The sequence below is a fragment of the Streptomyces sp. NPDC127108 genome, from assembly GCF_042677545.1.
Classification (GTDB): domain Bacteria; phylum Actinomycetota; class Actinomycetes; order Streptomycetales; family Streptomycetaceae; genus Streptomyces.
The window spans coordinates 58,953-70,362 of sequence record NZ_JBHXTE010000018.1 but is presented as its reverse complement, the minus strand read 5'-3'; the positions used below and the strand labels follow the sequence as shown (position 1 = coordinate 70,362).

Sequence of the window (11,410 nt, the reverse complement as noted above, 5' to 3'; positions counted from 1 at the left end):
TACGTCCGGTGCGCGCGCCGCGCGGACGTCGCTCAGGCATGGGGCACCACCGTGACCGGGCACGCGGCGTGGTGCAGGACGGCGTGGTTCACGGGGCCGAGCTGGAGGCCGGTGTGGCCGGGGCGGCGGCGGGCGCCGACCACGATCAGGTCGGCGGTGGCCGAGGCGTCGAGGAGGGCGGCGCGGGCCTGGCCCTCGACGGCCTCGTGGCGCACGGCGACGGCACCGTGGTCGCGTACCGCGGACCGCAGGGCCACGTCGAGTTCGCGTTCCGCGCGCAGCCGTCGCGGGTCGGCGTCGTCGACGGGACGCGGCCCTTCGGCCTCGGGTGCGGGGCGGCGCCAGGCGTGCACGGCGAGCAGTTCCGTGTGGCGCTGCCGGGCCGCGCGGACGGCGTACCCCACGGCGGCCGCGGCCCCGGCGGCCTCGTCGACGCCGACGACGACGCGCCGGAACCCGCCGCGCAGGCTCTGTTCGCCGCCGCGCACCACGGTGACCGGGCAGGACGCACGGGCGGCGACGGACAGGCTGACCGAGCCGAGGAGCAGCCCGGCGAGGCGGCCGCGCCCCCGGCTGCCGACGACCACACCGGCCGCCCGGCGGCTCTCACGGACGAGCGCGGCGGCGGGGTCCTCGTCCAGGACCTCGCTCGTGACGTCGACGGCGTGGGCCCGGTCGGCGACCCGCGCCGTGGCGGTCGCGAGGACGCGGTCGGCCTGGGCGCGCACGGCGTCGCGGTTGATGCCGAACGACGGTTCGTGTCCCTCGTACCACTCCCAGCCCGACGCGTGCACGATCCGCAGCGCGAGGGAGCCGCGCACGGCCTCGGCGACGGCCCAGTCCAGGGCCGTCGCCGAGGACGGTGAGCCGTCCACTCCGACGATCAGTGTCCCGTCCACGGCGTACGGCCTCCTCGGCGTCGTGCCCGCGCTCGCTGGTGGGACCCGCCGCTCGCCCCGGCGGGTCCCACCCCGACGTTGGCATGACCCGGCCGTGTCCGGGCAGAGCCGAACCGGCCCGATGAGGGGGCCGACCGGCCCTGCCGCGGTACGGACCGCGTGCGGTCAGGGCCGGGTCAGGGCCGCGCGCTGGGCAGTGCTGAGCCGTCCCGGCCTGGCGACGACGCCGTACGTGTCCGGCGCCGGGCGGCGCAGGGCCACCGGATCGGCGATGTCCGGGTGCTGCTCGGCGTCGTACAACGCCGTGGCGACGCGCTCCCCGTTCCAGCCGAGCGCCGTCGCCAACTGCCCTTCCGTCAGCGGGACTTCGGCGTGCACGAGGGCGGCGAGGACGGTGAGGGCGTCGGCGAAGGCGTCGGCGGCGGTGCCGCCGGCCATGTCGTCGCTGAGGCTCGTGAAGAACTGCCGCATGTGGTCGAGGCGGGCGCCCGCGGGGGTGCCGGGGTCGAGGACGTCGACGCCCGCCTGGGCGGTGTCGGCCATCATCGCGTGCGTACGGGCGCTGGTCAGCCAGGTGCGCAGCCAGACGTCGTCGTCGATGACGTACGCCTCGCGGCGCCCGACGGCGTGGCGCTCGCGGCGCAGCAGTTCGAGGCGCTCCAAGTACGCGACGGCCTTCGACACGGAGGCGGGGCTGACCCGCAGTCGCCGTGTCAGGTCGGCGGCGGTCAGCGCGCCCGAGTCGGCCGTGACGAGGCTCGCGAGGACGCGGGCGGCCATGCGGGGCAGCCCCGTGTGCACCATCAGCTCCGCGAACTGGTCCACGAAGGCGCGTACCGCTTCGGGGTCGCGCCCGTGCGTCGCCTCCGGGTCACCGCGACGGTCGGAGCCGGTGGTGCGGTCGGTGGACGGTGTCTCGTACGGGGCCGGGGTGGTCCTGCGGGCGCGGCGCGCGGTGGCGTGGTGGGCGTGCTCGGCGCGGTAGCCCCGGGGGCCGCCGTTGCGGGCCACTTCCCTGCTGACGGTGGACGTCGGCCTGTCGAGCCTTCGGGCGATCTCCGCGTACCCGAGCCCGTCGGTGAGCCCCGTGGCGATCCGCCTCCGGTCCTCGTGGGTCAGCCTGCCTCCGGGCATCGTCAAGCACTCCGCTCCCCGCCGCCGGTCGATGACGGTGCCAGTGTGCCTTCACGGACAGCTCATTGCAACGCCACTCGGACCGACGTTGCATTCACCTTCAACTCCATTGCACCGAAAGCCAGAGATGGTGACTTCCATGCCCCGCACCACCCCCACAATCGATTGACGCTCCCATGAACGCAACGTAGCTTTCACATCCGCTCAACCCTGGTCGGCCTACTACCGATCCCGGCGAGCGATCCCCCCTTTCCCTGCCACCACGGTGAATTGATGACGATGACCACGATCGGCGCGAACGACGTCGTACTCGACGTCGAAGGGCTGCGCATGCGGTACGGCACGACCGACGTCCTGCGGGATGTGACGTTCCGCGCCCGGCACGGCGAAGTACTGGCCCTCCTCGGGCCCAACGGCGCGGGCAAGACCACCACGATCGAGATCCTGGAGGGCTTCCGGATGCGCTCGTCGGGCCGGGTCCGGGTCCTCGGCGCGGATCCGGCGCGCGGCGACGAGGAGTGGCGGGCGCGGGTGGGTGTCGTCCTGCAGTCGTGGCGCGACCACGGCAAGTGGCGGGTGCGGGAGTTCCTGACGCACTTCGGCAGGTACTACGTCCCGTACGCCACCGAGGCGGTGCCGCGGCCCTGGGACGTCGATGAACTCCTGGCCGCCGTCGGCCTGTCGGCGCACGCGGGCCACAAGGTCAGGACGTTGTCCGGCGGGCAGCGGCGCCGCCTCGACGTGGCGATCGGCCTCGTCGGCCGCCCCGAACTCCTCTTCCTCGACGAGCCGACGGCGGGCCTCGACCCGCGGGCCCGCTACGAGTTCCACGACCTGGTCCACGGCCTCGCCGCCGACCACCGCACCACGATCCTGCTCACCACGCACGACCTCGCGGAGGCGGAGAAGCTCGCCGACCGCATCATGATCCTGTCCGGCGGCCGGATCGTCGCGGACGGCTCCGCCTCCGACCTGGCCCGCCGCACGGCCGCCGCGGACGAGGTGAGCTGGACGTGCGGCGGGCGGCACTTCACGCACACGACCGGTGAATCGACGCGGTTCGTACGGGAGTTGTTCGCCCGGCACGGCGAGGCGATCGGTGATCTCGCGGTCCGCCGGGCCTCGCTGGAGGACACGTACATGGCGCTGGTGCGCGCACCCGGGAGCGACGGCGCCCCCACGGCACACGAGGAGCGCACGACGGAGGTGGCCCGATGAGCGCCCTCGCCCCGACGCGCCGGACGCGCCCCGCGAGCCCCACGGTCACCGCCCTGCGAGCGGGCTGCGGCCGCGGCGCGATCGAACTGCGGCAGTCGTTCACCAACGGCGCGGAGCTGGTCTCGCATCTGCTCTGGCCGGTGCTGATGCTCGTGGCCCTGTTCTTCATGCGGGACACGGAGTTCGGGGCGAGCGGGCTGCTGCTCGGCACCCTCGCGCTGCCGAGCATCCTCGGCATGAACGCCGCGATGGGCATGGTCACGATGAGCCAGGTCCTGACGGCCGAGCGGGAGGACGGCACCCTGCTGCGGGCCAAGGCGACGCCCGGCGGCATGCGGGGCTATCTGACCGGCAAGGTGCTCTCCGTCGCCGGGGGCCTCATCGCCGATCTGGCGATCCTCCTCGTCCCCGGCATGTTCCTGATCGACGGTCTGGCGGCGGACAGCGCCGGGGCCTGGCTGACGCTGCTGTGGATCCTGGTCCTCGGCATGGTGGCGACGCTGCCCATCGGCGCGATCCTGGGCTCCCTCTTCCCCAGCGCGCGCAGCCAGGGCCTCATCCAGCTCCCCGTCATCGGCATGATCACGATCTCCGGCATCTTCTATCCCGTCACCGCCCTCCCCGACTGGCTCCAGATCGTCGCCCAGTGCACCCCCATCTACTGGCTCGGCCTCGGCATGCGCTCCGCCCTGCTCCCCGACGCCGCGGTCCAGGTCGAGATCGCCGACTCCTGGCGCCACCTGGAGACGGCCGCGGTCCTCGGCGTCTGGGCGGTGCTCGGCCTGGCCGTCGCCCCGGTGGTCCTGCGCAGGATGGCGCGACGGGAGTCCGGGTCGGGGGTGGCGGAGCGCAGGGAGAAGGCGCTGCGGCGCGTGGGCTAGGGGCGGTGATCGGGTGACCGGGACGGACCGTCCCCAGCCATGGCCGACATTGTGGAACCTGGACACTCCGGTCAGAGAAGCGGTGGACACAAACCTTACAACGAGGTCGGTAATTCTGGGGATTACCTAGTCTGATGGCGTAGGCGACGCACGCCACGAGGTGACTTTGGAGAGAGTACATGTGGGCGACGACAGACCAGGGGCCGTAGCCGCATACTGACCCGATACCGCCCTCGATCCATTGGCGAAGGACCGCCATTCGCATGCCGAAATTCCGGTTGCGCTGATGGAAACGTCGCGGTTGGGGAAACTCATAGACGGGGGTCGCAAGACGTGGCACATCGCCCATCGGTGAATCGCTCGGCTCAACCCGCTGCTCGCCTCGAAATACCAACGGAAGCAAAGAAGTTCACGGTACGGGACTCGCGAATATTCACGGCCAAGGTAGCTCTGGCAGGCGCGCTGGCAGCGATTTCCTGCTTCTGGATCCTCACCCACGGCTGGCTGGCGGCTCTCCCGGCACAGTTGCTGCTCGGCCTCGTCTACGCCCATGCGGTGGAGCTGCAGCACCAAACACTGCACGGCACGGGGTTCCGCTCGGCACGGAAGGGCCGGGTGGTCGGCACCGCACTGGGCATGCCCCTGCTGGTGTCGTACTCGCGCTACCGGGCGCTGCACCTGCTGCACCACAGGTACTTGGGCACGGACAAGGACACCGAGTTCTTCGACTACGCGGCGGTCGGGAGGTTCACACTGTGGACCCTTGTCAGCTCGGCGTTCAATGTGCGCCGCTGGTTCGAGGCCGGTGCGGACGTCGCACGCTCGCTGTCGCCGCGTACGACGTACGACGAGGTCATCACCGACCCGGCGGTGCACGGCCGCATCCGCACGGAGTACCGCACAACGCTGGCAGCCGCAGCGGCACTCGGGCTGCTCTCCTGGTGGACCGGATCGCCGCTCATGCTGACCCTCTGGCTCATCCCGCTGCTTTTCGCGGAGCCCATCCACTTTCTGATCGAGCTGCCTGAGCACATCTTCTGCGACCGCTCGACCCAGGACGTCTTCAAGAACACCCGCTCCATTCGCGGCGGCTGGTTCTCCTTCTGGCTCACCAACGGGAACAATTTTCACGTCGAGCATCACATACGCATGGGCACCCCCATCAATAAACTGCCGCAAATACACCCCCACATGATCGGCCACATCGAAAACTACAGCGGCACTTATGGTGAGTTCTATCGTGACGTCTTGCGCCGCGCGCTGCGCCCGTCCTTCTCCAAATCGGCAGCATGACGTCGGGTGACTCCGCATGACTCCGGTGATTGAAGGGTTCACCCTGGGCTTCGCGTACGCGGCGCCCATCGGGGCACAGAACGTCTACGTGATCCAGTCCGCCGCGGGCGGCCCGCTACGGATGTCCGTGCGGGTCGCCCTCGCCGTGACGGCGATGGACATCACCCTGGCGCTGGCCTGCTTGTACGGCCTTGGCGCCGTCCTCGGATGGTTCCCCTGGCTGAGCAGCGCCATGACCGTGGTGGGGTGCGTCTATCTGCTCTGGATCGGCGTCAACCTGGCGCGGAGCCGTACCGAGCAGGACGTGGACGGGAAAACCGGGCGGGATGTGACCCACTCGTACGCCTGGAGCAGAGTGGCGGTCGCCGCGTTCACCCTGACCTGGTTCAACCCTCAGGCCATCCTCGACGGCACGCTTCTCCTCGGCGGTTTTCGCGCCCAGTTGGGCGACGGGGAGGTGCTCCTCTTCATCATCGGCATGGCCGCGGCGTCGGCGATGTGGTTCCACGCGCTGATCGCGCTGGTGGGTTCCTGTCGAAGCCGGTTCGGACCCGGGGCGATGATGTGGATCAACCGAGTATGCGGGGCGGCGTTGTGCGCCCTGGGTCTGCGGTTGGGCCTCGGCCTGCTGTAGCGGCTGCCGCGCCCCGGCGGAGCGCCCGAGCGTACCGGCATCGACGCGTGACCTTCGCTGCCGCAAGACCGATACTGCCGTCAAGCGAAGTCGCACCCGCCACGGACCGCCCCGGACCGTCAAGATCCACAACTCGCCCTATGTGCTCTGCCTAGTCAGACGCAGGTCAGAGCACGCCTGCCCATCTCTATCGGAGGTACCCATGAGGATGCTCATCAACGTGGCGGAGACCGTGGTCGCGGACGCGCTCAGGGGGATGGCGGCGGCGCATCCGGAGCTGACCGTCGACGTGGAGAACCGGGTGATCACGCGGGCGGACGCGCCCGTCGCGGGGAAGGTCGCCCTGGTGTCGGGCGGTGGGTCGGGGCACGAGCCGCTGCACGGCGGGTTCGTGGGGCCGGGGATGCTGTCGGCCGCCTGTCCCGGTGAGGTGTTCACCTCGCCCGTGCCCGACCAGATGGTGCGGGCCGCGGCTGCCGTGGACAGCGGTGCGGGCGTGCTGTTCGTCGTGAAGAACTACACCGGTGACGTACTGAACTTCGACATGGCCGCCGAGCTGGCCGAGGACGAGGGCATCCAGGTCGCCAAGGTCCTCGTCAACGACGACGTGGCGGTGACCGACAGCCTGTACACGGCGGGGCGGCGCGGCACCGGCGCGACCCTGTTCGTGGAGAAGCTGGCGGGCGCCGCCGCCGAGGAGGGCATGCCCCTGGAGCGCGTCGAGGCCGTCGCCCGCCGGGTCAACGAGAGCTCCCGCAGCTTCGGCGTCGCCCTCAGCGCCTGCTCCACCCCCGCGAAGGGCTCCCCCACCTTCGACCTGCCCGCCGGCGAGCTGGAACTGGGCGTCGGCATCCACGGCGAGCCCGGCCGCGAGCGGCGCGCCATGATGACGTCCCGGGAGATCGCCGACTTCGCCGTGGACGCCGTCCTGGACGACCTCGACTCGCACGACCCGGTCCTCGTCCTCGTCAACGGCATGGGCGCCACTCCGCTCCTGGAGCTGTACGGCTTCAACGCGGAGGTCCACCGCGTGCTCGGCGAACGCGGGGTCCCCGTGGTCCGCACCCTCGTCGGCAACTACGTGACGTCCCTCGACATGGCGGGCGCCTCCGTGACGCTCTGCCGGGTCGACGAGGAACTGCTGCGGCTGTGGGACGCGCCCGTGCGCACCGCGGGGCTGCGCTGGGGCATGTGACCGCCGGTCCCGCCCCGTCGGCGGTCCGTCCGCCCCGTCGGCGGTCGATCCGACCCAGCTCCGGTCGGTGCGGCTCCCGCACCGGCCGGTCCGCCCCCCTCGCCGATCCCCCACGCCACCGGCTCCGGGCTCCGGCCCGGCGCACCGACAACGCAAGGAGTTCCCGTGCTCGACGCCGATTTCCTCGTCCGCTGGCTGACCACCGCCGCCGCGGCAGTCGACCGTGAGGCGGAGCGGCTCACCGAGTTGGACTCGCCCATCGGCGACGCCGACCACGGCAGCAACCTCCAGCGCGGCTTCACGGCCGTCGCCGCCACGCTGGAGAAGGAGGCTCCGGACACCCCCGGCGCCGTCCTCGTCCTGGCGGGACGGCAGTTGATCTCCACCGTGGGCGGCGCGTCCGGACCGCTGTACGGCACGTTGCTGCGCCGCACGGGCAAGGCGCTCGGCGACGCGGCCGAGGTCGGCGAGGCGGAGTTCGCGGACGCCCTGCGCGCCGGCGTCGACGCGGTGGCCGCGCTCGGTGGCGCGGCACCCGGTGACAAGACGATGCTGGACGCCCTGGTCCCCGCGGTCGACGCGCTCCCCACGTCCTTCGCCGCGGCCCACGCCGCCGCCCACGAGGGCGCCCTCGCGACCACGCCGCTCCAGGCCCGCAAGGGCAGGGCGAGCTACCTGGGCGAACGCAGCATCGGCCACCAGGACCCCGGGGCCACGTCGTCGGCCCTGCTGTTCGAGGCGCTGGCCGAGACCGCCGAGAGGGCCGGGCGTGAGTGAAGGGACCTCCGACGCGGGCAAGGGTGCCGGAAGGAACGGTGACGGTATGAGTGACGACGGCGGACTCGTGGGCATCGTGCTCGTGTCCCACAGCGGGCCCGTCGCCGAGTCCGTGGCGACGCTCGCGACGGGTCTCGCCGGGGGCGGCACCGCGCCGGTGGCCGCCGCGGGCGGCACGGAGGGCGGCGGACTCGGCACCAGCTCCGAGCTCATCGCGGCCGCGGCGCACCGGGTCGACCGGGGCGCGGGCGTCGCGATCCTCGTCGACCTCGGCAGCGCCGTCCTCACGGTCAAGGCCCTCATCGCCGAGGGCGACGAACTCCCCGACGGCGCCCGCCTCGTCGACGCGCCCTTCGTGGAGGGCGCGGTGGCGGCGGTCGTGACGGCGTCGGCGGGCGCGGACCTCGCGGCGGTGGAGGCAGCGGCTCGGGAGGCCTACGCGTACCGGAAGGTGTGAGGGGGGCCGGAAGGTGTGCGGGGGTACGGAGGGGCGGAGGCCCCGTGAACTGCCCTTCGCCGCACTCCCGTTCCACCCCACCCCTTGATGTGCCCCCGTCACCCCTGTCAAATTGGTCCGGACCAATCGCGTCGAGTGGAAGGCACGACCGTGCGACGGACCCCCCACCCGCCCCGCCACCGGCTCCCCCTGATGTGCGCCTGCCTCACCGTCACCGCGGCCGTCCTCGGGGTGAGTTCGTGTGCCTGGGGCCGCGACGACGGCAAGAGCACACGGCCGCCCTCCGCGCCCCGCGGCCTCACCGTGCAGGCGGGCAGCGCCACGTCCGTGCACGTGATGTGGAACAGCACCACCGACGGCTCCGACGTCACCGGCTACGAGATCTACCGGGGCACCGCCAAGGTCAAGGACGTCCCCGCCGACCAGCACATGGTGGACATCACCGGCCTCAAGCCCGCGGCGACCTACACCTTCTCCGTGCGGGCCCGCGACGGCGACGGCAACGTCAGCCCCGACAGCAAGAAGCTGCGGGTCACCACGCCCGCCGCGACCGCCGCCGACCGCAAGGCCCCGTCCCGCCCGCGCACGCTGCGCGGCGAGGCCCAGGGCGGGCACGCGGCGACACTGGCGTGGGGCGCGTCGAAGGACGACCGCAGCGTGGCGTCGTACGAGATCTACCAGGGCGCGTCGAAGATCCACAGCGTGGGCGGGGGCACCACCGACACGCTGATCACGGGCCTGCGGCCGGGCACGACGTACACGTTCACGGTGAAGGCGCGCGACGCCGCCGACAACTTCTCGGCCGCGAGCCCCGCCGTGCGCGTCAGGACCGCCGCGGGCAAGGACAGCGGGCGCGCCACCGCCCCGGGCGGCTTCGGGGCGCGGACGCACAAGTCCGGCGACGGGGCGTACTACATCGACCTGACCTGGAAACCCCCGCACACCGGCGGTGCGGTGACGGAGTATCAGATCCACCTGGACGGGAAGAGCGCGACCTCGCTGGTGTTCGGCGGCACCGCGCCCCAGGGCAAGGCGAAGCACAGCTTCTACGTCGGCCGGAAGGCAGGCGAGACGCACCGCGTGAAGCTCCGCGCCAAGCTGCCCGACGGCACCTGGGGCCGCTACTCCCCCGAACGGACCGTCACCACCGCACAGAGCGGCCCGAAGTAGGTGATCTCGTTCCGCTCCATGGGGATCTTTCGGCCTTTATGATCACCGCGGGCCCCCAGGGGGGAGGCCCGTGCGAATCAGGAGGGGAACATGTCCGGAGTCTCCAGACGGTCCTTGCTGGGCTACTCGGGTTCGGCGGCGGCGGGCGCGGTGCTCGCTTCCGCGGGCACGGCACAGGCGGACGACAACGGCGGCGCCGCGGACGCGCGGACCGCCCAGGCCGCCGAGGGGAGCCAGTCGGCGGTGGCGTTCGACCCCGGGACGCAGTTCAGCGGGCGCGTGCAGCACAGCTCGGGCTACGCGGAGCTGTCCATGACCTTCAGCGTCAGGGTCGAGGAGGCGTCGGGGCAGCAGGAGGTCACGCCCACGGACATCGCGGAGGCGCTCAACGACCTCGCCGCCAAGCGCGGCTGGCCGCCCATCACCTTCTACGGGACCCCGCCGAAGGCCCGCCTGAACTGACCCGGGCGGCTGCCCTCGAAAGCCACCCCCGCACCGGACGCCGATCGGGTGCGGGGGCACCCGCCCAGGCCCGGATCACCCGGCCGGGCGCCGTCGCGCCGGCTCCGACCCGGCCCGTCCCGCGCTCTGCCGCCGCAGCAGCAGCTCCGCCGCCCACAGGCACCACTCGCGCGTCTCGCGCTCGAAGGCGAGTCCGCGCTGACAGGTCAGATACGGCCCGATCCGCTGCCCCGCGAGCAGGAACTCCGCCTCGTCCAGCTCCCCGCGCAGCCGCAGCAGGAGCTTCCCCAGGACCTCGGCCTTGGCCTCGGCGACCGCCGCCCGCTCCTGGAGCTGGGCGATCACCGGCGCCGCGTCGACGCCGTCGACCGCCTGCACCTTAACCAGCAGGTCGTCCCGGATGAACGACGGCTTGGCGGGCGCGGCGGCGAAGCGCTCCAGCTCGGCGACGCCCTCGTCCGTGACGCGGAACATCCGCTTGTTGGGCCGCCCGTCCTGCACGACCTCGCGCCCGGAGACCAGTCCGTCGCTCTCCAGGCGTGACAGCTCGGCGTACAGCTGCTGCGGCAGCGCGTGCCAGAAGTTGGCGACGCCGATGTCGAAGCCCTTGGCCAGCTGATAGCCGCTGAACTCCCCGTCGAGCAGTGCCGCGAGCACCGCGTGCCGCAGAGCCATGTCCGACCTCTCCCTCTCTCCGGGCGCCGCCTGCCTCTCTCCGGGCGCCGTCGCACGGTCTTCCCTTCCGGGCGCCGCACCCCCATGATAGTCATCAATCTGACTACTCAGATTCTTGACTATGGAGGTTGGTATGACCACGTCCGCCGACAGCACGCCCGCCGCGGCCCGCGACGCCGTCGCCCGTTTCCGCGAGGCCGTGGAGAAGCGCGAACTCGCCGCCCTGGATGACCTGTTCACAGCGGACATCCGCTTCTACAGCCCGGTGAAGTTCCAGCCCTTCGAGGGCCGCGAGATGGTGATCGGGCTCTTCGGGGTGCTGCTCCGGCTCTTCGAGGACTTCCGGTACGTCGGGTCCTACGAGGGCGCGGCACAGACGAGCGCCGACGGGACCGAGGCGGCGTCGGCCGTCCTGCTGTTCCGGACGACCGTGTCCGGCAAGGAGATCCACGGCATCGACCTGCTGCACTTCGACGAGGACGGCCGGATCAAGGAGTTCACGGTGATGGTGCGCCCGCAGTCGGCCGTCCAGGCGCTCGGGCAGGCCGTGTACGCGGGCCTGGTCGCCGACGGCCTGGTGCCGCCGCTTCCCGAGGAGGGGTGACACCAGGCCGG

General features: G+C 72.0%; 13 protein-coding genes. 10 read left to right on the top strand and 3 right to left on the bottom strand.

What is annotated here, in order from left to right; all coding sequences use genetic code 11:
• Positions 1-32: 32 nt before the first annotated feature.
• Both ACFVHO_RS17010 and ACFVHO_RS17005 read right to left on the bottom strand, forming a co-directional pair.
• The gene (locus ACFVHO_RS17010; protein ID WP_385714487.1) at positions 33-899 is read right to left on the bottom strand and encodes a universal stress protein; all 867 of its coding nucleotides are present in this window, start codon (positions 897-899) and stop codon (positions 33-35) included.
• Positions 900-1,064: 165 nt separating this feature from the next.
• The gene (locus ACFVHO_RS17005) at positions 1,065-2,033 is read right to left on the bottom strand and encodes a MarR family transcriptional regulator (protein WP_385714736.1); all 969 of its coding nucleotides are present in this window, start codon (positions 2,031-2,033) and stop codon (positions 1,065-1,067) included.
• Between the two features lie 273 nt (positions 2,034-2,306).
• Between ACFVHO_RS17005 and ACFVHO_RS17000 the strand changes: the two genes are divergently transcribed.
• The 9 genes from ACFVHO_RS17000 to ACFVHO_RS16960 all read left to right on the top strand — a co-directional run bounded on the left by ACFVHO_RS17000 (position 2,307) and on the right by ACFVHO_RS16960 (position 10,120).
• Complete coding sequence (locus ACFVHO_RS17000; RefSeq protein ID WP_385714484.1) at positions 2,307-3,251, top strand: ABC transporter ATP-binding protein; 945 nt, start codon at positions 2,307-2,309, stop codon at positions 3,249-3,251.
• Positions 3,248-4,132: an ABC transporter permease gene (locus ACFVHO_RS16995; RefSeq protein ID WP_385714481.1), complete on the top strand. Its 885-nt coding sequence runs from the start codon at positions 3,248-3,250 to the stop codon at positions 4,130-4,132. Before ACFVHO_RS17000 ends, ACFVHO_RS16995 begins: the two co-directional genes overlap by 4 nt.
• Positions 4,133-4,483: 351 nt before the next feature.
• Positions 4,484-5,425 carry a fatty acid desaturase gene (locus ACFVHO_RS16990; protein ID WP_385714478.1) on the top strand — a complete coding sequence of 314 codons (942 nt, stop codon included), beginning with the start codon at positions 4,484-4,486 and terminating at the stop codon, positions 5,423-5,425.
• Positions 5,426-5,441: 16 nt separating this feature from the next.
• Complete coding sequence (locus ACFVHO_RS16985) at positions 5,442-6,059, top strand: LysE/ArgO family amino acid transporter (RefSeq protein WP_385714475.1); 618 nt, start codon at positions 5,442-5,444, stop codon at positions 6,057-6,059.
• A 202-nt stretch (positions 6,060-6,261) separates the two neighbouring features.
• The gene (dhaK, locus tag ACFVHO_RS16980; protein WP_385714472.1) at positions 6,262-7,254 is read left to right on the top strand and encodes a dihydroxyacetone kinase subunit DhaK; all 993 of its coding nucleotides are present in this window, start codon (positions 6,262-6,264) and stop codon (positions 7,252-7,254) included.
• A gap of 165 nt (positions 7,255-7,419) precedes the next feature.
• Positions 7,420-8,031 (top strand): dihydroxyacetone kinase subunit DhaL, encoded by a 612-nt coding sequence (gene dhaL, locus ACFVHO_RS16975; protein WP_385714469.1) that lies wholly within the window; start codon positions 7,420-7,422, stop codon positions 8,029-8,031.
• A gap of 46 nt (positions 8,032-8,077) precedes the next feature.
• Positions 8,078-8,488, top strand: coding sequence for a PTS fructose transporter subunit IIA (locus tag ACFVHO_RS16970; RefSeq protein ID WP_385714466.1), 411 nt, complete (start codon positions 8,078-8,080; stop codon positions 8,486-8,488).
• 192 nt (positions 8,489-8,680) lie between these two features.
• On the top strand, positions 8,681-9,658 hold the full coding sequence (locus tag ACFVHO_RS16965) for a fibronectin type III domain-containing protein (RefSeq protein ID WP_385714734.1): 978 nt from the start codon (positions 8,681-8,683) through the stop codon (positions 9,656-9,658).
• 90 nt (positions 9,659-9,748) lie between these two features.
• Positions 9,749-10,120, top strand: coding sequence for a hypothetical protein (locus ACFVHO_RS16960; protein WP_385714464.1), 372 nt, complete (start codon positions 9,749-9,751; stop codon positions 10,118-10,120).
• 75 nt (positions 10,121-10,195) lie between these two features.
• Here the strand turns inward: ACFVHO_RS16960 and ACFVHO_RS16955 are convergent, their stop codons facing one another.
• Positions 10,196-10,795 carry a PadR family transcriptional regulator gene (locus ACFVHO_RS16955; protein WP_385714461.1) on the bottom strand — a complete coding sequence of 200 codons (600 nt, stop codon included), beginning with the start codon at positions 10,793-10,795 and terminating at the stop codon, positions 10,196-10,198.
• Between the two features lie 133 nt (positions 10,796-10,928).
• Here ACFVHO_RS16955 and ACFVHO_RS16950 point away from each other — a divergent pair, with 133 nt between their 5' ends.
• Positions 10,929-11,399, top strand: coding sequence for a nuclear transport factor 2 family protein (locus ACFVHO_RS16950; RefSeq protein ID WP_385714458.1), 471 nt, complete (start codon positions 10,929-10,931; stop codon positions 11,397-11,399).
• Positions 11,400-11,410: the final 11 nt, after the last annotated feature.